The 20,660-nt window shown below is 32.7% G+C and carries 18 protein-coding genes; 12 read left to right on the top strand and 6 right to left on the bottom strand.

Annotated features, from left to right (window positions below):
* Positions 1 to 14: 14 nt before the first annotated feature.
* Positions 15 to 3,221 (bottom strand): cytochrome c biogenesis protein, encoded by a 3,207-nt coding sequence (gene ccsA, locus V5J73_RS08425; protein WP_338644958.1) that lies wholly within the window; start codon positions 3,219 to 3,221, stop codon positions 15 to 17.
* 200 nt (positions 3,222 to 3,421) lie between these two features.
* On the opposite strand from ccsA, the gene V5J73_RS08430 reads away from it, so the two are divergent.
* From V5J73_RS08430 to V5J73_RS08485, 12 genes are all read left to right on the top strand, one after another.
* Complete coding sequence (locus V5J73_RS08430) at positions 3,422 to 4,195, top strand: Rossmann-like and DUF2520 domain-containing protein (RefSeq protein ID WP_338644959.1); 774 nt, start codon at positions 3,422 to 3,424, stop codon at positions 4,193 to 4,195.
* Complete coding sequence (locus V5J73_RS08435) at positions 4,179 to 4,706, top strand: KdsC family phosphatase (RefSeq protein WP_338644960.1); 528 nt, start codon at positions 4,179 to 4,181, stop codon at positions 4,704 to 4,706. The genes V5J73_RS08430 and V5J73_RS08435 overlap by 17 nt, the downstream gene beginning before the upstream one ends.
* 68 nt (positions 4,707 to 4,774) lie before the next feature.
* Entirely contained in the window at positions 4,775 to 5,695 is a 921-nt protein-coding gene (locus tag V5J73_RS08440; protein ID WP_338644962.1) for a geranylgeranylglycerol-phosphate geranylgeranyltransferase, read from the top strand.
* The gene (locus V5J73_RS08445; RefSeq protein ID WP_338644964.1) at positions 5,688 to 6,272 is read left to right on the top strand and encodes a Maf-like protein; all 585 of its coding nucleotides are present in this window, start codon (positions 5,688 to 5,690) and stop codon (positions 6,270 to 6,272) included. Before V5J73_RS08440 ends, V5J73_RS08445 begins: the two co-directional genes overlap by 8 nt.
* Before the next feature lie 7 nt (positions 6,273 to 6,279).
* On the top strand, positions 6,280 to 6,816 hold the full coding sequence (locus V5J73_RS08450; RefSeq protein ID WP_445236398.1) for a mechanosensitive ion channel domain-containing protein: 537 nt from the start codon (positions 6,280 to 6,282) through the stop codon (positions 6,814 to 6,816).
* 177 nt (positions 6,817 to 6,993) lie between these two features.
* On the top strand, positions 6,994 to 8,193 hold the full coding sequence (locus V5J73_RS08455; protein WP_338644966.1) for an AI-2E family transporter: 1,200 nt from the start codon (positions 6,994 to 6,996) through the stop codon (positions 8,191 to 8,193).
* Between the two features lie 104 nt (positions 8,194 to 8,297).
* On the top strand, positions 8,298 to 10,118 hold the full coding sequence (locus V5J73_RS08460; protein ID WP_338644968.1) for a hypothetical protein: 1,821 nt from the start codon (positions 8,298 to 8,300) through the stop codon (positions 10,116 to 10,118).
* Between the two features lie 188 nt (positions 10,119 to 10,306).
* Positions 10,307 to 10,624, top strand: coding sequence for a hypothetical protein (locus tag V5J73_RS08465; protein WP_338644970.1), 318 nt, complete (start codon positions 10,307 to 10,309; stop codon positions 10,622 to 10,624).
* 185 nt (positions 10,625 to 10,809) lie between these two features.
* Positions 10,810 to 11,292 (top strand): hypothetical protein, encoded by a 483-nt coding sequence (locus tag V5J73_RS08470; protein ID WP_338644972.1) that lies wholly within the window; start codon positions 10,810 to 10,812, stop codon positions 11,290 to 11,292.
* A gap of 179 nt (positions 11,293 to 11,471) precedes the next feature.
* The gene (locus tag V5J73_RS08475; RefSeq protein WP_338644975.1) at positions 11,472 to 12,008 is read left to right on the top strand and encodes a hypothetical protein; all 537 of its coding nucleotides are present in this window, start codon (positions 11,472 to 11,474) and stop codon (positions 12,006 to 12,008) included.
* 134 nt (positions 12,009 to 12,142) lie between these two features.
* Positions 12,143 to 14,674 (top strand): PIG-L family deacetylase, encoded by a 2,532-nt coding sequence (locus V5J73_RS08480; RefSeq protein ID WP_338644977.1) that lies wholly within the window; start codon positions 12,143 to 12,145, stop codon positions 14,672 to 14,674.
* Positions 14,675 to 14,796: 122 nt separating this feature from the next.
* On the top strand, positions 14,797 to 16,521 hold the full coding sequence (locus V5J73_RS08485; protein WP_338644979.1) for a sodium:solute symporter: 1,725 nt from the start codon (positions 14,797 to 14,799) through the stop codon (positions 16,519 to 16,521).
* A 338-nt stretch (positions 16,522 to 16,859) separates the two neighbouring features.
* Here V5J73_RS08485 and V5J73_RS08490 read toward each other — a convergent pair whose 3' ends face one another.
* The 5 genes from V5J73_RS08490 to V5J73_RS08510 form a co-directional block, all read right to left on the bottom strand.
* Positions 16,860 to 17,705 (bottom strand): DUF2911 domain-containing protein, encoded by an 846-nt coding sequence (locus V5J73_RS08490; RefSeq protein ID WP_338644981.1) that lies wholly within the window; start codon positions 17,703 to 17,705, stop codon positions 16,860 to 16,862.
* Positions 17,706 to 17,756: 51 nt separating this feature from the next.
* Positions 17,757 to 18,431, bottom strand: a complete 675-nt coding sequence (locus V5J73_RS08495) for an HAD family hydrolase (protein ID WP_338644983.1) — start codon at positions 18,429 to 18,431, stop codon at positions 17,757 to 17,759.
* Positions 18,432 to 18,493: 62 nt separating this feature from the next.
* The gene (locus V5J73_RS08500; protein WP_338644985.1) at positions 18,494 to 19,207 is read right to left on the bottom strand and encodes a tRNA threonylcarbamoyladenosine dehydratase; all 714 of its coding nucleotides are present in this window, start codon (positions 19,205 to 19,207) and stop codon (positions 18,494 to 18,496) included.
* Between the two features lie 50 nt (positions 19,208 to 19,257).
* Positions 19,258 to 19,911 carry a TatD family hydrolase gene (locus V5J73_RS08505; protein WP_338644987.1) on the bottom strand — a complete coding sequence of 218 codons (654 nt, stop codon included), beginning with the start codon at positions 19,909 to 19,911 and terminating at the stop codon, positions 19,258 to 19,260.
* The gene (locus V5J73_RS08510) at positions 19,911 to 20,513 is read right to left on the bottom strand and encodes a DUF1684 domain-containing protein (protein ID WP_338644989.1); all 603 of its coding nucleotides are present in this window, start codon (positions 20,511 to 20,513) and stop codon (positions 19,911 to 19,913) included. The genes V5J73_RS08505 and V5J73_RS08510 overlap by 1 nt, the downstream gene beginning before the upstream one ends.
* Positions 20,514 to 20,660: the final 147 nt, after the last annotated feature.

Raw genomic sequence — 20,660 nt, forward strand, 5'->3', positions numbered from 1 at the left:
AAAATAAACAAATCTTATTTCTTATAGTACTTTTTATATTTTGGATAGGAAATAGCACCAAACAAAGTAATTGCTCCAAGAGAATACCAAATCCAACTCAACGAATGTGCTTCACCACTTGCGTAAGAATGCAATCCTACCAAGTGAAAATTTACTCCATAATACGTAAACAAAATAGATATAAAAGCAAACATGCTCATTAAATTGAAAATCCATTTTCCTCGTAAAGAAGGAACAAATCGAGCATGAATTACAAATGCATAGACCATAATACTGATCAAGGCCCAAGTTTCTTTTGGATCCCATCCCCAATAACGTCCCCAACTTTCATTGGCCCATTGTCCTCCAAGGAAGTTTCCAATAGTTAACATTATCAAACCTATCGTTAATGCTAATTCGTTGATATAAGTGATTTCCTGAATATTCAAATCCATTTTGACTTTGTTTTTTTCATTGGTAAAAGAAATCAGCAATAGTGAAACCGCACCTAAAATAAATCCTAATGCAAACGGACCATAACTAGCCACAATTACCGCAACGTGAATCATCAACCAATAGGAATTCAGTACTGGTTGCAGATTTGCAATTTCGGGATCAATCCAGTTTAGATTTGCAGCCCAAAGAATCATTGCTGTTACAAAAGCTGATGAAGCCACAGTAAGTTTTGATTTTCTGTCGAAAGCCAAACCAAAAAACATAGTAGCCCACGCAATATAAATAATCGATTCATAGGCATTACTCCAAGGTGCGTGACCGGAAATATACCAACGCGCAATTAAGCCCACAGTATGCAATCCAAATAATAATCCTATAATAATATGCATTGTATTTACTGCTATAGCTAATACTTTGCGCTCTTTGAAGATTTGCATTATTGTAAAAAACAACATCAAAATCGCCGCAAAAGCATACCAATAAAAAAGTTTATTGAAAACATCATATTTATTATACAAGACTTCTGATGTAATTCTTTCTTCACTTGGTCTCACTTTACTGCCAAAACGTTTTTGGAAACCATTGATACTTTCCAGTAATTCATCCGCAGTTTTGTAATCATTAGAAGTTGAAGCATTTGCCAAAGAACCAAAATACAAAGGCAGTACATTTTTAGTATACGTCGCTTCCATTCCTTTGAAACCTGCTTCGTTGAGCTCTAAATAAGAAACCCACTTATTATTTTTATCTTCTGGAATTGGAAAAATTTTAAGGATACGACCACTTAATGCAGATTCCATCAAATTTACTCTTTTATCGGTTTCTATAAAATCCTTTTCAAATTGATTGGGGTTAGCCGCTTTAAATGATTCTTCTAAATATTTGGAAAGTTTATAATTTCCCTTAGCATCAAAGAAAGCTACAAAAGGTGCAAATTTAGCTTTCTTATCGACTCCAATAATCTTTCGAATACTGTCGTTACCTCTTCGTAAATGGATAATTGGAATCTCTATCCAATAACTAGCATATTGTGTTATGGACAAAAATACCTGATCAGAATTCATATCATTATATGAATCATCTTGACTTACTTTTCGCAATAATTCGGATGAAAATGTGTTAATCGGTTTCATTCTACCGCCACCATCTTGAATGACAAGTCTACCAAATTTTGCTGCATGTTCCGCAGGTACTTTATATTTAGTTATCAAGTCATTCAGTTCATCCTGGCTGAATACTTTTTTGGTGTGATTTGCGTGTGTTGTAGGCGCTGATGCAGCTTCTGTGTGTGCATGTCCTTCATGATCTGCGTGGTTATGTTCTTGTTCTTGAGCAAAACTATTGAAACTGAACATCAACACTAAAATAGTCAATAATTTAGCTTTTTTGGTTTTAACCACTTCCAGTTTGCGTTTAATATCAGCAAAACGAGAATATTTAGTAAACATAATCGCCATCATTGCAAAATACAACATAAAATAACCAGCATAAGTTAGCGCTGTACCCCAAAAATCATGGTTGACAGATAAAATTGTTCCTTTTTCGTCTGGATCAAATCCTGATTGAAAAAAGCGATATCCTTTATAATCCAATACGTTATTCATATAAATTCTGGCATCAAATGGTTCTTTATCCTGAACGGTTACTTTACTTTCAAAAGAAGAATAACTTTTCTCTGTTCCTGGATATTTTTGTGCAATAAAATCATTCAATTTTATTTTAAAAGGCAAGACATACGCTTTACTTCCGTAGAAAAAAGAGTAATCGATATTTCCAATTTTTACCGTTTTTGCTTCACCAATTTTACCTTTAGAACCTAAAACTGTTACTGTTTTTTCTTGACCATCGGCAGAGATTTTTATGGTTAATGCATCTTCATGGTTCTTTGCTTTAAAATCATTTTCCGATTCATAATCAACAACACCTTTTACTGCAGGATCTGGAAATACAAATCGCATTTCACCAATACTATATAAAGAACGCATCATCAATGGTTGCGCATTATCTTTGGTTACTTTCCCTTGTAGTTTATCTGCCATTCGCATAAAGTTTCCTTCAAAAGGGGTTTGAATAGTGTAAGCAGTTCCTGTTGTATTGATGTTTATGGCACCATCAGTATATTTATTTAACGAAAATAAAACATTATGTATGTTCTGAACTTCGCCCTCTTTCAAGAAATGCTCGTGACGTCCTCCATCTCCAGCTTCTACAATTTTCAAGAAAACGGTCCCTTTAGGATCTGGTTTAATGTATTCTTTAGCTCCCATGATAAAATTTTCATATTCTACCTCAAATGGAGTATCAGCAAACTTTCCTGAAATACTAAAATCATTATTAGTTGCCGGAGACAACAACACTTGTTTCTCAAAAACCCTACGTTTCATTTCACCTTTGAATTCACCATCTACAAAAACAGTCAGAAAGGTTTTATCAGAAAAAATTTGATTTTCAGCTGCGCCTTCACGAATAGGCATCATTCCTTCATAACTGATGTAACGGGTTACGAAAGCTCCCAAAATGATAAAAATAAAAGACAAATGAAGCAATAAAGTTGCCCATTTTTCTTTCTTTAATAACTGATAACGCTTGATATTTCCAAAGAAATTGATTAGAAAAAATACATGAATAGCCTCAAACCACCATGCATTATAAATTAAATTTTTTGCTGTATCAGTATTATACTTGCTTTCGATAAAGGTTCCCGTAGCCATCGAAGCTGCATATACAATAAATAAAAAGGCCATTAATCGAGTAGAAAACAAAAAAGAAAATATTTTTTTATCCATTTTTAAGGGATTATGTTTTTATAAAAGTGCCACAAAAGTACTTAAAATTGTTGACTTCTATATTGGCACATTTGTTAATTTAATCCAAAATTAAGTAGCTTCATTTTTTGGAATAAAAGTATATTTTAATTGGAGTTACAGTTTATTAGCCAATCCAAAATTGAATAAAACTCTTAGTATTTTTTTGCTAATTTTGTCACATGACTAAAGTAAGTATTATTGGTTCAGGAAATGTAGCACAACATTTGATTGCAGCATTCCAAAATTCCCAAAATATGGGAAGTGAAATCGAATTGGTTCAAGTTTTTTCAAGACAAATAGGAAGCGTCTCTCACCTACTCGATTTAAGTCAGATTACAAATGATTTAGATACTTTGGCTGAAGCGGACTTGTATATTATTGCTGTTTCCGACGATGCAATTTCAAGTATATCTTCGCAACTTCCTTTCAAAAATCGCTTGGTGGTTCACACTTCAGGAAGTGTTTCTTTGAATGCTTTGGATGACAATAATCGAAAAGGCGTTTTCTATCCCTTGCAGACTTTTACCAAAAACAAGCCAATTGATTTTAGAACTATTCCTATCTGTTTAGAAAGCGAAAATGTAACGGATTATCAATTATTAGATAAAGTAGCCAAATCAATTTCTGATAAAATATTCGCTATCAACTCTGAACAACGAAAAGCCTTGCATGTTGCAGCTGTTTTTATCAATAATTTCACGAATCATTTGTACCAAATAGGTCAAGAAATTTGTCAAGAACATCAAGTTCCTTTTGAAATTTTAATTCCTTTAATTACAGAAACAGCTCAAAAAATAACGTTACTTTCGCCATCAGAAGCGCAAACTGGTCCGGCTAAACGCAATGATACGGCTACTATTGCTACGCATGAGGCTTTTTTATCCAATGAAAATCAACTTACAATTTATAAAACACTAACACAATCTATACAGCATAATGGCAAAAAGTTATAAAGAAATAATGAATGATATTACTACGTTTGTATTTGACGTAGATGGCGTACTTACTGACAGTTCTGTTTTTGTAACCAATGAAGGAGAAATTCTTCGCACCATGAATATTCGCGATGGTTATGCCATGAAAGCCGCAGTAGAAAGCGGTTATAACGTTTGTATTATTTCGGGAGGAAGTAACGAAGGTGTTCGCATTAGATTACGAAATCTGGGAATTACAGCTATTCATTTAGGCACCCCAAACAAAGTAGAAACATTTGATGAATATACTGAAGCGCACAGTATCAATCCAGAACATGTTTTGTATATGGGTGATGATATTCCTGATTATCACGTGATGAAATTAGTAGGATTACCCACTTGTCCACAAGATGCAAGCCCAGAAATCAAGGCTATTTCCAGATATATTTCGCACAAAAACGGAGGAAAAGGCGCTGCACGTGATGTGATAGAACAAGTGATGAAAGCACAAGGAAAATGGATGGCACATTTTGATGGGAAACATGATTAGATTTACGATTTTTGATTGCTGATTTTGAGAAAACTCACGACTCCCAACCCATAACTCATAACTTTTTAATGAACTTTCTAAAACTAATTCGATACCCGAATCTACTGATGCTTGCTTTCATGCAGCTTATTTTCAGGTATGTTTTTTTTAAATTTCAGAATATTCCATTGGCACTAGCCGATTGGCAATACGGATTACTAGTTTTATCGACTGTTTTAATCGCTGCTGGTGGGTATGTGATTAATAATATTTTTGATCAAAATACTGATACAATTAACAAACCAAATCAAGTAATTGTTGGCAAAACCATTTCTGAAACCAGTGCTTATAATATTTACATTGCACTGACTGTTGCTGGTGTGGCTATTGGTTTTTACTTGTCAAATGTTATTGTAAAACCTGGTTTTGCCTCTATTTTTATTATGATTGCAGCCACACTTTATTTGTACGCAACAAGCCTAAAACAAATGATGATTATTGGTAATATTATCGTAGCAATGTTGCTTTCGTTTAGTGTTGTTATCATAGGAATTTTTGATTTATTCCCAACGATTAATGTAGAAAACCAACAACAGATAGGACTTATTTTTTCTATTCTTTTAGATTATGCACTGTTTACCTTTTTGCTTAATTTGATGAGGGAAATAGTTAAAGACATTGAAGATGTTGATGGTGATTATAACCAAGGAATGAATACTTTACCTATTGCAATAGGCAAATCGAGAACTGCAAAAATAGTCGCTGGACTAAGCTTTGTCCCTATACTTTTTATGCTCTATTACATCAATAAATACCTTCTTGATTTAGTATTTGTAACTGTCTATTTATTGCTTTTTGTCGTAGGCCCATTATTTTATTTTTCCATAAAAATTTGGACTGCAAAATCTAAAAAAGAGTTTCATACGCTGAGTATGCTGTTAAAATGGATTCTGTTATTTGGAATCCTGTCTGTTGTTATTATTAGTTTAAATATGAAATACAATGCTTAAAAATAAATTAAAAAAATACACTTTAATTCTGGCTTCGGGTTCACCAAGACGTCAGCAATTCTTCAAGGATTTGGACTTAGATTTTGAAATTCGATTGAAAGAAATTGAAGAAATTTATCCACCAGAATTAAAAGCAGCCGAAATCACTAATTATTTAGCGGCATTGAAAGCCAATGCTTTTGAGGGAGAATTAAAACAAAATGAAATTTTAGTCACCAGCGACACTATCGTTTGGCATAACAATACCGCTTTGGGCAAACCAAAAAACGAACAAGATGCCTTTCAAATCCTGAAATCGTTATCTAATGCAACGCATGAAGTCATCACTTCTGTTTGCTTTAAAACCAATGAAAAAGTAGTTGTGTTGCATGAAGTTACTAAAGTTACTTTCAATGAACTAAGTGACGAATCGATTCGTTATTATTTAGAAAATTACAAACCTTATGATAAAGCAGGCGCTTATGGCATACAGGAATGGATTGGTTTTATTGCTGTTTCAAAAATTGAAGGCTCTTATGCTAATGTAATGGGAATGCCTACTGATAAAGTATATGAATATCTTACTAATTTAGTCTAGTTACATTATGGAAATATCATTGATACACGAATATAGCAGAGAATTAATTGCAACCGGGGTGTTAGGAATTTTACTGATTTTATTTCGAATAATTTCAACAAAACTAGTCAGACGCTACTCCAAATCAAACCAAACACTAGAGCATAGAACTAATTTAGTAATTAAATACATTCACTTATTTATTAATATTTTGGTAACTATTGCCTTAATACTAATTTGGGGAGTACAAACTAAGGATATTTTTATCGCACTTTCTTCCATCACAACCGTTGTGGGTGTTGCTATGTTTGCCCAATGGTCCATTTTAAGTAATATAACATCAGGTGTTATTTTGTTTTTTTCTTTTCCGTTTAAAATTGGTGACGTCATTAAAATACATGATAAAGATTTCCCTATTGAAGCAGAAATTGAGGATATTGGTGCTTTTCATGTCTATCTAAAAACTATTGATGGAGAGAAAATTATTTATCCTAATAACCTGCTTTTACAAAAAGGAATTTCAATACTTAAAAATCATTTTGACGATAAAGAATTCGTCGATTAATTCCTAACTTTACAAATGTTTTTCTACATTCTATCATAAATTAATTAAAAGTGATAATTATACAACTAATGATAAGAAATATATAATACTTTAATTTCTTTTATTTTTCATATTTGCTAACTAGAAATTATACCTTTCACGATTGAATGGTACATCCGTTATTAAAAAATAAAGAATATGAATGATATTTTAAAACTTCCATTTTATGCTAAACTAACCCTGGTTTTATTGGGCTTAATAGCACTAATTTTTATTTTTTATATTGGTCAAGATATTTTAGTGCCCATAATGATGTCATTTTTATTTGCTATTTTATTGTACCCCATTGTTCAGTTTCTTAAATCAAAACTCTATTTTCCTCATGTTTTAGCAGTAATGCTGGCGGTAACTTTATTCGTTTTATTTTTCATTGGACTTTTTGTTTTTCTATCTTTTCAAATCAGTGATTTCGCAGATGATTTTGATAAAATAGAGAAAAACATCAACATACACCTCCGAAATATCCAAGGATTTGTAAGAGACAATTTCCATTTAAGTTCATGGGAACAAAAGCAATATATTGATACTGCTACTGAAGATTCTATGGAAAAAGGAAAAGAATTGATTGGTACAACTCTAATGTCGTTTACGGATACATTAGTAAATTTAACATTAATTCCTATCTATACATTTTTAATTCTTTTATACCGAACTCATTTTCTGTTGTTTTTATCCAAATTATTTAAAAAAGAGAACCACGAGCAATTAAAAGATATACTAACAAATGTACGAGTAGCTATCAACAGTTACATAGTGGGTTTAATTATTGAAATGGTTTTAGTCTCAACAATGACAACAATTGGATTTATGCTTATTGGTGTAAAATATGCTATTCTACTGGGAATCGTAACTGGAATCTTAAATCTGATTCCTTATATAGGAATCCTTTTTGCAGGAATGCTAAGCATTGTGGCATCACTTACAGGTTCGCCAGATATATCAATAATTGTTGGAGTAATTGTCATTACTATAATTGTTCAGTTAATTGATAATAACATTTTAGTTCCATTGATTGTAAGTTCAAAAGTAGAAATAAATGCGTTTATATCTATTATTGGGATTATCATTGGAGGCGCAATTGCAGGAGTTTCTGGTATGTTTTTAGCGCTTCCAATTCTTGCAGTACTCAAAGTAATTTTTGACAGAATTGAATCTTTAGAACCATGGGGTTATCTTATGGGAGATCATTTACCCAAGACCTATACTTGGCGCAATATTAAATTACCACTATTTGATTCTGAATCAACACCAAAAAAAATAGTAATCAAAACAGACATTGTGGTTCCCATATTTACGGAAACTACAACCGAAAATGATTCTAATAAAACCATTGAATAGTTTCTAAAATAGTATATTCGAATGCTAAATTTTGTTAATTCGAATTAATCCGTAACCGATTTTTTCTTTTGTTTCGTTAACAATGTTTAAAATTATTTTTTATCATGTTTAAAAAACAAAGACTGGCTCTAATTATTTTAATTTTCTGTTGGCATCAGATTTCTTTTTCTCAAGAAGACAAAAAGGAAAAAGATTCTTCAGAAGTGTATCAACAAATCCAGACCTATTCTAAAAAAAATAAGTTTACAAAACTGCTACATAAATTAGTTTTTAGACCTGTCAATGTCAAAAGCAAAAAGAAAAAAGTAGTCCCCAAAAAATTTAAAAACTTTGAAGGAAAAATCATCCGAAACATCAATATTGTCACTTTAGATCCTTTTGGGTATTCCGAAATTGACTCAACAAGAGAAGCAAGAAACTGGGCTGAGCGAACAGGAAATAGGATTCACATCAAAACAAGTAAACTTGCTATTAAGAACTTATTACTTATCAAAAAAAATAAGCCTTTAGACTCATTACTCGTAAAAGAATCAGAACGTTTAATACGAACACAACGCTACATCAGCCGTGTTGATGTAAGTCCGAAATTAATTAAAAACAGTCCTGATTCTGTAGATGTTTTCATCCGCGTTTTAGACACATGGAGTATTATCCCAAAGGGTTCCGTGTCTAGTTCTAGTAGCAGTTTTGAACTGAATGATAGAAATATTCTAGGATCTGGACATGAATTTAATACTGAATTCAAAAACAGATTCAGTGATGGAAAAAACGCGTATGGCTTGGCATATACTATTCCTAATTTCAAAAACACATTCATTAAAACTTCGGTAAACTATCGCATTGATTTAGATAATTATTATGGTAAAAGTGCTTCTATAGAGCGCCTATTTTATTCGCCTTTTACAAAATGGGCTGGCGGAATCTATTTTGACAAACAATTTAGAAAAGATACACTTCCAGATACCAATGCAACATTTGCTTACCAAAATTTCAAATACAATTCTCAAGACGTATGGTTGGGTCATGCTTTTAGAATTTTCAAAAGTAATACCGAGAGTGATCGAACTACAAATCTAGTCGTTGCTGGAAGGTTTTTGAACATAAAGTATCTGGAAAGTCCAATAATTGATTACGATCCAAATGATTTTTATTCTGATGAAAAATTTTCGCTTATTGGAATTGGGATCACTTCACGGAAGTTCGTTCAAGACAGTTATATTTTCCAAAATGGAATTATTGAAGATGTACCTATTGGAAAAATATTTGGAATAACTTCCGGCTATCAACATAAAAACCATAAAGGACGCTACTATTTAGGAGCCCGAGCTGCTTTTGGAAACTTTTATAAATGGGGATTTCTAAGTGCTAATTTTGAGTTAGGCACATTTTTAGAACAATCAAACACAAAGCAAAATGCTTTTTCTTTTCAAGCGAATTATTTCACTAATTTAATCAGTTTGGGCAAATGGAAATTACGACAGTTTATCAAACCACAACTCATTATTGGTTCCAATCGCGTTGCGATTATAGGTGATCAACTCAATATCAATGAAAATTATGGAATTCAAGGTTTTAATAGCGCTAATTATGGAACCGAGAAAGCAATATTGACTTTGCAAACTCAAGCCTACGCACCATGGAATCTTTGGGGATTTCGACTAAATCCCTATTTCAACTATTCAATTGCTATGCTCGGAAATCCTGAAAAAGGTTTAGTAGAAAATAAGGCATATTCTAAAATTGGAATTGGATTAATAATAAACAATGATTTTTTGGTATTTAGTTCTTTCCAAATTTCACTTTCCTACTATCCATCAATACCTGGTAATGGTGAAAATATTTTTAAAACCAACTCTTTTGAAACCACTGATTTTGGCTTTCAGGATTTTGAGTTAGGTAAGCCTCGTACGGTGATTTACAAATAATAAAGTTAGAAAAAGTGAACCTACACCAGAAAAATAATTTTAAAATCCTAATTTTAAAACCATTACAAAAAAAATACAAATCTAATAGTGTAAATTATATAATTTAATATCACAATTATATAAGATTCATCTACTACTATTGTTTACTTTTATAATGTATTAAATTAATAACTAAAACCCTAAAAGAAATGAAAAAAGTTACCTTTTATTTAATGATGATGGTATTGTCGTTAAGTGTTGTTCCAACCCAAATGTTAGCTGCTGAAAAAAATCCAACTTCAGTTACAAACACTACAAAAGAAGTTCCTGCAGAGGTTAAAGTATTGCTTAATCGCCTTGACGAAATAAAAGCAATGGATAAATCTTCTTTAAATTCTTCTGAAAAAAAAGAACTACGAAAAGAAGTACGTGCCATTAAAGCAGAATTAAAATCTACTGGAAATGGAGTATATCTATCAGTAGGTGCAATTATAATAATTATTCTTTTATTGATACTTTTATTATAAGTAAATAAATAGCTCTAGAAAAAGGAAACGAACATTCGTTTCCTTTTTTTTATGAAGTAAAATAACACAATTAAATGTTAATTTTTTTGTTTTGGCACAGTTGTTGGCTTAACCAAAAAAAGAAGATAAAAAATATATTATCTGTAAAAAATAGTATATAATTATTAATTAAAATTTTTGAAAAAATGAAAACGTTAAAATTAATCATCGCAGGAATTATACTTTTTGCATCAGCAAATACGATGCAAGCACAAGTTTCAGTAAATGTAAATATTGGTAGCCCACCAGCTTGGGGTCCAGCAGGATATTCTAATGTAGATTATTATTATTTACCAGATGTCCAAGCGTATTATGATATTAGAGCCACTCAATTTATTTATTTTGGTGGAGGAAAATGGATTCGCTCCAGAAACCTGCCTAATCAGTACAGAAACTATAACTTATACAATGGTTACAAAGTAGTCCTAAACGATTACCATGGCTCAAGACCATACAGTAACTTTAATTCTCACAAGGTAAAATATTACAAAGGATACAAAGGTAAACCTCAAAAATCAATAGGTTCCCACCGTAGTAATTATAAAAAAGTATACAAAAGTAATGGAAATCATGGTAAAGGAAATCAAGGAGGCAAAGGAAATAATGGCCATGGAAATGGAAAACATTAATACTGGTTTTATGTACTAAAAAAAGAGAGTCTCATTTTTGAGACTCTCTTTTTTTTAACCCTTCTATTACTTAATTAAATGTTAATTTTTTCGTTTTGGCATAGTTGTTGAAAATACTCAAAAGTATCATAATAACGAGCTATTATAAAAAATTTATTACTAATTAAATATTTGAAAAAATGAGAACATTAAAATTAATCGCCGTAGGAATTATCCTTTTTGCATCAAGTACTATACATGCACAAGTCTCAGTAAGTTTAAACATAGGTACAGCTCCATCATGGGGACCTGTGGGGTATGCTGAAGCTGAATATTATTATCTTCCAGATGTTGAAGCATATTACGATATAAGAGCCACTCAGTTCATTTATTTTGGTGGAGGAAGATGGATTCGTTCCAGATATTTACCTAATCAATATAGAAACTATGATTTATATGGTGGATACAAAGTAGTATTAAACGATTATCATGGTTCTAGACCCTATAGCCACTTTAAGAATCATAAAGTAAAATATTACAGAGGATATCATGGAAGAGAACAAAGAAATATAGGATATAACAACAACCGTAGAGTATATGTAAATCAAAGAGGAAATGATAATCATAGAAGATATGATAATAATAACCATAGAGAATATAGAAAACAAGATAACCGAAATAACGGACACGGAAACGGACACGGGAATGGAAGAGGAAACGGACGAGATAGAGATTAATTATCCGTTTATTTAAAGAGAGAGAACCTAAATTAGGTTCTCTCTCTTTTTTATTATTAAAGAAAACCCAAAACAGTTCAGTAGAATTTATTTAATTCCTACATTTGAAGTTAGTGCAAATTAAATTTTAAAAAATGCAAAAAAAATACGTATCCGCTATTCTAACATTACTTTTATGCTGCCAATTAATACTTGCGCAACAACCCCAAAAACCAAATTCTGTTGCAATTTACAATCAAATACAAAAACTTAATTTTTTAGGTTCGGTACTTTACATAGCAGCACATCCAGATGATGAAAATACGCGGTTAATTTCTTATTTATCCAATGAACAAAAGGCAAGAACAGGATATTTATCTTTGACACGTGGTGATGGTGGGCAAAACTTAATAGGTACTCAATTGCGAGAATTATTAGGCGTCATTAGAACACAAGAATTGATCGAAGCTAGAAAAATTGATGGTGGAGAACAGTTTTTTTCCCGTGCCAATGATTTTGGTTTTTCTAAAAATCCGACAGAAACCCTAGCAATTTGGGACAAAGACAAAGTACTAGCTGATGTTATTTGGGCTATTCGAAAATTTCAACCCGATGTAATTGTAAACCGATTTGATCATCGATCGCCTGGAACTACACACGGCCATCATACATCATCAGCCATGTTGAGTGTCGAAAGTTTCAAACTAGCTAGCGACCCAACAGTTTTCCCGGAACAATTACAATTTGTAAAGCCTTGGCAAACCAAACGCCAGTTTTTTAATACTTCCTGGTGGTTTTATGGAACAATCCAAAAATTTAATGCTGCTGATAAAACGAATTTAATAGCCATGCAAACTGGGGTTTATTATGCTGATTTAGGGAAATCAAATCAAGAAATAGCCGCATTAAGTCGCAGTCGCCATCAATCACAAGGATTTGGAAGCACGGGGGAACGTGGCGAAGAAACAGAATATTTAGAGTTTATTAATGGCGATGCTTTACAAGAAAAAAAATCCCTTTTTGAAGGAATTGATACTTCTTGGAACCGTGTAAAAGGAGGGAAACCCATTGGTGAATTATTGACTACAATTGCTACTGAATTCGACCATAATAATCCTTCGGCAAGTATTCCAAATTTGGCGAAAGCCTACGTAATGATGAAAGCTTTAGATGAAAATCATTGGGCACCACTGAAATCAGAAGCCATAAAAGAAATTATAGCGGCCTGTTCCGGATTATATCTGGAAGCTGTAGCCCAAAATCAAGAAGCAACTCCTGGAAGTACTATTAAAATTAAACTTGAGGCCATCAATAGAAGCTCAGCGCCAATACAATTAATGAGCGTGACCAGTTTACCAGAAAAAATAAACACCCCTCAAAATCGCGAGTTAAAAAATAATATTCTAAATAACATCAATTTAAATTTAAAATTACCTGAATCTATTAACTATACACAACCATATTGGTTAAGAGAAAATGGAACCGTTGGAATGTATGCCGTAAATCAACAGCAAAACATAGGAATTCCTGATATTATTCGCGAAGCTAAAGTGCTATTTAACGTTCAAATCAACGGAATCGAAATCCCATTTGAACGAACAGTAGTCTATAAATACAACGATGATGTAAAAGGTGAAGTCTATAATTATCTAGATATTGTTCCTGAGGTAACCACTTCAATTGTAGACAAAGTATTGATTTTTAAAGATGTAAAAATTAAATATGTAGGCGTAAAAATTAAAGCAGGGAAAGATGTCGTAAAAGGGGATTTAAAACTTGAACTTCCTGAAAATTGGAAAGTTTCTCCAAAATCAATTCCTTTTAGTATTGAAAAAAAGGGAACGGAGCAGATTGTTTATTTTGAGGTAAATGCGCCTAATAAATCTGATGAAGCTGTGGCCAAAAGTGTAGCGATTATCGGTAATAAGCGATTTGATAAGGAACAAATAATCATTAATTATGACCATATTACCAAACAGCAAGTTTTAAAATCAGCAGAAGCTAAACTCATAAAAACGGATTTAAAAACAAATGAGGAGAGGATTGCATACATAATGGGTGCTGGAGATGAAGTTCCAAGCAGCTTGACTCAGCTGGGATACCGTGTTACATTACTTAAACCCGAAGAAATAACACCCGAAAAATTAGAAAATTTTGACGTAGTAATGACTGGTGTTCGTGCTTATAATACCGTTGCTGCATTAGCAAATAAGCAAACAATCCTTTTTGATTTTGTAAAAGGCGGAAAAACAATGCTCGTTCAATACAATACAGCTGGTGATCTGGTTACCGAAAATATCGCGCCATATCCATTAAAATTGTCTCGCGACCGTGTCACTGAAGAAGATGCTGAAGTCCGATTTTTGGCACCAAACCATCCCGTTTTGAATTTCCCAAACAAGATTACTACTGAAGATTTTAAAGGTTGGAAACAAGAACAAGGATTGTATTACCCAAGTCAATATGACAAAGCCTTCACTCCTATTCTCTCTTCAAATGATAAAGGAGAAACTCCTAAAGACGGTGCTTTATTAATTGCTCCTTACGGAAAAGGACACTATATTTATACCGGACTAAGCTTTTTTAGAGAATTACCCGAAGGTGTTACTGGAGCCTATAAATTAATCTCCAATATGATTTCGCTACAATCATCAGAAACTATTCCTGCACAAAAAATTAAGCCTTAACCCAAACTGAAATGGAAGCAAAAAAAATAAAAACCTGGAAAAAAAACTATACTTGGGTACTAGTGGCAAATGCTATTTACATCTTGATTTTTTGTCTCATCATGAAATTATACGCTTAGATTATGCAATTATTTGACTGGATTATACTTATAGTAACGTTACTGTTTATTGTAATTTACGGAGCTTGGAAAACAAAGGGCAGTAAAAATGTAGAAGATTTTATCCTAGGTAGCAACGAAACTCCTTGGCATGTTGTTGGACTTTCTGTTATGGCCACACAAGCAAGTGCCATTACATTCCTTTCCACGCCAGGGCAAGCGTATCATGACGGAATGGGATTTGTTCAATTCTATTTTGGTTTACCGATTGCCATGGTGGTAATATGTGTAACTTTTATTCCATTGTATCACAAATACAAAGTATACACGGCATACGAATACCTTGAAAAAAGATTTGATTTAAAAACTCGCTCATTAGCAGCCATTCTTTTCTTGTTCCAAAGAGGCTTAGGAACTGGATTAACGATTTATGCGCCCGCGATTATTTTGTCGGCTATATTAGGTTGGAATCTTACTTACATGAATATTATTATTGGTGTTTTAGTAATTATTTATACCTTTTCGGGTGGAACCAAAGCGGTGAATGTAACTCAAAAACAGCAGATGTTTGTCATCATGTCGGGGATGTTTATTACCTTTTTCCTGATATTGCATTATTTACCAAACGATATGACATTTACAAGTGCGTTGCATATTGCTGGTGCAAATGATAAAATGAATATCGTTAACTTTTCTTTTGACCCAGAAGAAAAATACACGTTTTGGAGTGGAATAACAGGTGGTTTTTTCTTGGCACTGGCTTATTTTGGAACCGATCAATCTCAGGTAGGACGGTATTTATCTGGAAAATCAGTTCGTGAAAGTCAAATGGGACTTATTATGAATGGACTTTTAAAAGTTCCTATGCAGTTCTTCATTTTATTGACTGGAGTTATGGTTTTTGTTTTTTTTCAATTCAATCCTGTTCCTTTAAATTTTAATCCAAACAACAAAGCCATGATTGAAAAATCAGCTTTTAAAGGTGAATATAATTCTTTAGAGAATAAACTAAGTGATCTATCCGAAGACAAAAAGGTAATTAATCTATTGTACATCGATCAGCTCAATCAAGATTATGACAATCCAATTCTTCGAAAAGAACTAATAGCGTTGTCCAATAAAGAAAAAGATTTAAGAGATCGCGCCAAAGAAATAATCCTAAAAGCGGATAGCAACAGTGAAACCAACGACAAAGATTATGTGTTTTTTCACTTTATCCTAAATTATTTACCTAAAGGACTCATCGGTTTGTTACTGGCCGTTATAATTTCAGCAGCCATGTCATCAACTGCTTCAGGGTTAAATGCATTGGCATCAACCACTGCAATTGATATCTACAAGCGTAATGTAAAAGAAGAAAAATCAGAAAGACATTATTTGTATGCGACAAAATTTTTCACTTTATTGTGGGGAGTTATCGCCATTCTTTTTGCTTGTATCGGAACCTTATTTGAAAATTTAATTCAATTGGTAAACATCATAGGATCCATTTTTTATGGAACCGTATTGGGCATATTTTTAGTTGGTTTTTACATCCACAAAGTACAGTCCAAAGCTATTTTTTATAGCGCCGTTATTAGTCAGCTTACTATTTTTATCATTTACTATTATGCTATTTATATCTTTCCAAGCGGAGAAGAAAAACTGGGCTATTTATGGCTTAATTTCATTGGAGCAATGCTAACTATTGTTATTTCATTGCTATTGCAGTGGACCATTTTTAGAAATCAAAAAGTAGTTGTAGCCTAAGGTAAAATCGTTTATTTTTCAAATAAATAAGCAAAATTTAACTGTTATAATTTATTGACCGTAGATTCGCAGATTATTAAAATTTGCGAATCTGCGGTTGTTTTTTAGATTCATCACACCACAAACGTAAAGCAAAAAATCTGCGAATCTTCAGTTGTTTCTTTCTTACATCTATCTTAAAGATAATCTTGGAATCTGCGGTTGTGCTTTACTCACTTTACAGGTACAAATACTTCTCATTTAATCTGCAAATCGATGGTTAAAAAAGCTAAATATGAAGAAAAAAAATCCCGTCTCGATAACTACCAAGACGGGATTTCACATTACAGTAAGGTAAATTAACTTTTACTCCACTCTGCAATACTATCTTTATTCATTTTTACATAATCTTGGTTTTTAGCAATTTCAGCCGCTGCAAGAGATAATTTTGCCGTTTCGATTGCTCCCTTTTTGTCCCCTGATTTTGCTTGAATTAATGATTTTAATCTGTTATACCAAAATGGTTTGTCTTTAGTCATATCCAAAGCTTTGTTTACATAAACTAAGGCTTTAGCATTATCACCATTTGATTGGAATAAAAATTGAGCAGCAGAAAAATAATCAGCGCCAGTTGGTCCTGCTAATGCTTTCTCGATATTAGCCGTTGCTTTTTGCTGCGTAGGAACTTCAAATTTTACGGCAGCATACGAGTTCTCCCAATATATTTCTAAAAAGGCAAAATTATTATCTAAACCATTAATACCAATAGTAAAAGTCTCTACACTTTTATTTAAAGTTTCTGGTTTAACAGTAGCTCTAAGTGCTACATTTTCTTCTTTCCACTCCTCTGGATTACCCCAGTTATCAGTAGTTTTGTAGAAAATTATTTCCCAGCTTTCTACTTTTGGAATTGTATATAAGGAATAGGTTCCTTTTTTCAACGTTTTACCATCAATTACGACATCATCACTAAAAGATACAGTTGTATTTTCATTAGCTCCTGTTCTCCATACTTTTCCAAAAGGAATCAAATTACCAAAAACTGCTCTTCCTCTAGCGCTTGGTCTTGAATAATTAATTTCTACATCTGTCAAACCTACTGCTTGCATGATAGTAGATTTTGGACTTGATTGTGGCGTTTTTACTTGTGCCTCAATAGTGAAATTTGCTATAATAATGGCAAATACAATGATTATTTTTTTCATGTTTTAAATTTTTATGATTTCCAAATTTACAAATTCAGTGGCTTTCAAATGTTAATTATTCCTTAATTTAGAATCAATATTCTGAACTACCTCAAAACCCAACTCGTTGAAATGATTGATAACGACATCCGCTTCTGATAAATCTTGTGCTTCTGAATGTACACTATTATACCCCACGCATAAAATTCCCGCAGCCTTAGCCGCTTTTATCCCATTCGTACTGTCTTCAATAACAATACAACTTTCTTTTGGCGCAATTGATAAACTTGCTGCATGTTCAAAAATAGCGGGATGTGGTTTCGATTTTGGAAAATCTTCTCCGCTTACCACATGCGTAAAATAGTCATGTAATTTAAAGCGGCTAAAAACACGTTCTATTGTCACTTTCGAAGCCGAAGAAGCCAAAATCAACTGTATTCCGTTTTGGTGTAATTCTTTGATAAGATTTTCTACACCTTCCAGTAATTCCAAATCCGCTTTACTGTCAAAAGCATCGTTAAAAATAGTGCGTTTGCGCTGAATTAAATCTTCTACTTCGTGCTCAATTACAAAAACCTCTTTCAATTTCTGAAACGTATTTCGAGTCGAAAAACCAGTAAATGAAGTGTACATTTCCTCAGTAACTGCAATATTTAATTCTTCAAATTGTTTGAAATAAGCATAGCGGTGTACGGGTTCTGTATCGACAATTACACCATCCATGTCAAAAATTACGGTTTGTATCATCTGCAATTATAAATTATGAGTTATGAATTATAAATTCTAAAACAAAGACTGAAAAGCCAACACTATTTTTTTAATAAATAGCGAATCACAGTTTCGGCAGCATACAAGCCAAATAACCCAGGCATGTAACTGTTTGTTCCGTAAAATGATTTCTTAAAATTGGAACCATCGGTCATTTTTAAACTTGATTCGTCTTGAATTTCAGAAGAAAAAACGACTTTTAGTTTATCAATTTTAACTTCTTTCAATCGGCGTCGAATAGTTTTAGCAAAGAAGCAATTTACGGTATTCGTGATATCAGTCACCTTCACTTTAGAAGCTTCCATTTTCCCGCCAGCGCCCATGCTACTTATGATTTTGACTCTTTTTCGCTTGGCTGCAATAATCAAATTCAACTTTGGAGTCACACTATCAATACAATCCAAAACATAATCAAATTCTTCTGATACAATCTCAAAAGCACGCTCTGGCGAAAGAAATTCTTGTACACGAGTCAATTTTAATTCGGGATTGATATCCATCAATCGATCCCCAACAACAGTCACTTTAGGTTGCCCCACAGTAGAATGCAAAGCGGGTAATTGTCTATTAATATTTGTAATATCAACTACGTCGCCATCAACAATAGTCATCGTTCCCACTCCTGCTCTTGCCAAAAATTCAGCGGCAAACGAACCAACACCGCCCAATCCTACTACCAATACGTTTGCATTTTGCAAATTAGCTAAACCTTCTTTCTTGAATAAAAGTTCGGCTCTTTCTGTCCACTCTGCCATTGTTTTTTTGTTTAAAGTTTAAAGTTCTTGAGAAATCAAAAATCGTTAATCTAAAATCTGAAATCAAAAACTTCATTATAATTACTATTCACAAGTTCCTGTATTTCATTAACAGAAACTCCTTTGTATTTTGCTGCCAATTCATAAACAGCTTCAATTCCTTCATCAACTGTATCTGTTTCCAAAAAAAATCGATTATTCGGAACGCTTTTAAAAACAGCTTCTAGTTCCTTATTGAGTAACAAATATTTTCCAAACGAAATATAAAATCCATTGTCCACTAATTGTTTGGCAATTTGTGCATTTTTGGAAAAACCATGAATCAACATTGGAACTGAAATATTCAATTTTTTCTTAATGGCTATCAATTCCTGAAATGCCGCAACACAATGTATCACAACTGGTTTATTGTATTGTTGTGCCAAAAGCAATTGCTTTTCAAAAACCATTTCTTGCAATTCCATAGGAATTTCGATTCGTTTGTCCAATCCACATTCGCCCACAGCGAGACAACTTGCCTCTTGTATTTTACTTTCGATTATTGCCAAATCAGCTTCTATTCGGTCTTCCACAATAAACCACGGATGAATTCCTATGGAATAATACGGAATGGTTCCGTCAAATTCCTGTGGATATTGATTTACTAATTCCAGCACGTTGGACTGATTGGTGGATTTGTGTGTATGAAGATTAAAGTATTCCATTAGTCATGAAACTTTTTTACGCCCGCTTTTATTTCAATATCCAAATCATTTTCTAACGGAACTTTTGGGCAAGAATATTTCGAATTATACGCGCAATACGGATTATAAGACGTGTTAAAATCAATTACAATAGTATCTTCTTTTGGAATTCTTAAATCGATATATTTCCCACCAATGTAACTTTCGTGACCTGAAGTCAAATCAGAAAATGGCAGAAATAAATAGTCCTTATACTCCTTCTTTTTGGAAAGTTCCATATTTTTATAGACATTCAGTTTAAAATCCCGACCGTCAATTGTGAAAAAAAGTTCGCCGTATTTGACATAAATGGGTTTCCTATCTGTTGTGGTTTTCATTTCAAACGGCTTCTCATTCTCTGTTCTGACAAAGTTAGCCGTTACATAAAATGCCTCATTTGCTGGATAAAAATCCAAGGTTTTAAAAACTGCCAAATCTTCCGCAGTCAGGGGACTTGTCTTTGCATCGGCATATTCTGCATTCAATTCTGTTTGGAATTTTTCCACAGCCAAAACATCGAATTTGTTTTGGGCAAAGCTGAAATTTAATTGAACTAAAAATGCAAAAAGTAGCAGAGTTTTCATTTGTATGATTTTATGCAAAAATAGTTTAAAAGTTATAAAGCGGCAACGTTTATATATTGGAATAAATAAGTTTATAAGAAGGATTCCTAGCCCAGATAGCAGTGAAAATCCTTTTATTTTTTTCTTAAAAAAATAAAAGATTGTAAC

The sequence above is a fragment of the Flavobacterium sp. KS-LB2 genome (assembly GCF_036895565.1).
In the GTDB taxonomy this organism is placed as follows: domain Bacteria; phylum Bacteroidota; class Bacteroidia; order Flavobacteriales; family Flavobacteriaceae; genus Flavobacterium.

Bases quoted from the DNA above. Each gene is read 5' to 3' on its own strand.
- ccsA (WP_338644958.1), bottom strand. From the start codon at position 3,221: ATGGATAAAAAAATATTTTCTTTTTTGTTTTCTACTCGATTAATGGCC.
- V5J73_RS08430 (WP_338644959.1), top strand. From the start codon at position 3,422: ATGACTAAAGTAAGTATTATTGGTTCAGGAAATGTAGCACAACATTTG.
- V5J73_RS08435 (WP_338644960.1), top strand. From the start codon at position 4,179: ATGGCAAAAAGTTATAAAGAAATAATGAATGATATTACTACGTTTGTA.
- V5J73_RS08440 (WP_338644962.1), top strand. From the start codon at position 4,775: ATGAACTTTCTAAAACTAATTCGATACCCGAATCTACTGATGCTTGCT.
- V5J73_RS08445 (WP_338644964.1), top strand. From the start codon at position 5,688: ATGCTTAAAAATAAATTAAAAAAATACACTTTAATTCTGGCTTCGGGT.
- V5J73_RS08450 (WP_445236398.1), top strand. From the start codon at position 6,280: ATGGAAATATCATTGATACACGAATATAGCAGAGAATTAATTGCAACC.
- V5J73_RS08455 (WP_338644966.1), top strand. From the start codon at position 6,994: ATGAATGATATTTTAAAACTTCCATTTTATGCTAAACTAACCCTGGTT.
- V5J73_RS08460 (WP_338644968.1), top strand. From the start codon at position 8,298: ATGTTTAAAAAACAAAGACTGGCTCTAATTATTTTAATTTTCTGTTGG.
- V5J73_RS08465 (WP_338644970.1), top strand. From the start codon at position 10,307: ATGAAAAAAGTTACCTTTTATTTAATGATGATGGTATTGTCGTTAAGT.
- V5J73_RS08470 (WP_338644972.1), top strand. From the start codon at position 10,810: ATGAAAACGTTAAAATTAATCATCGCAGGAATTATACTTTTTGCATCA.
- V5J73_RS08475 (WP_338644975.1), top strand. From the start codon at position 11,472: ATGAGAACATTAAAATTAATCGCCGTAGGAATTATCCTTTTTGCATCA.
- V5J73_RS08480 (WP_338644977.1), top strand. From the start codon at position 12,143: ATGCAAAAAAAATACGTATCCGCTATTCTAACATTACTTTTATGCTGC.
- V5J73_RS08485 (WP_338644979.1), top strand. From the start codon at position 14,797: ATGCAATTATTTGACTGGATTATACTTATAGTAACGTTACTGTTTATT.
- V5J73_RS08490 (WP_338644981.1), bottom strand. From the start codon at position 17,705: ATGAAAAAAATAATCATTGTATTTGCCATTATTATAGCAAATTTCACT.
- V5J73_RS08495 (WP_338644983.1), bottom strand. From the start codon at position 18,431: ATGATACAAACCGTAATTTTTGACATGGATGGTGTAATTGTCGATACA.
- V5J73_RS08500 (WP_338644985.1), bottom strand. From the start codon at position 19,207: ATGGCAGAGTGGACAGAAAGAGCCGAACTTTTATTCAAGAAAGAAGGT.
- V5J73_RS08505 (WP_338644987.1), bottom strand. From the start codon at position 19,911: ATGGAATACTTTAATCTTCATACACACAAATCCACCAATCAGTCCAAC.
- V5J73_RS08510 (WP_338644989.1), bottom strand. From the start codon at position 20,513: ATGAAAACTCTGCTACTTTTTGCATTTTTAGTTCAATTAAATTTCAGC.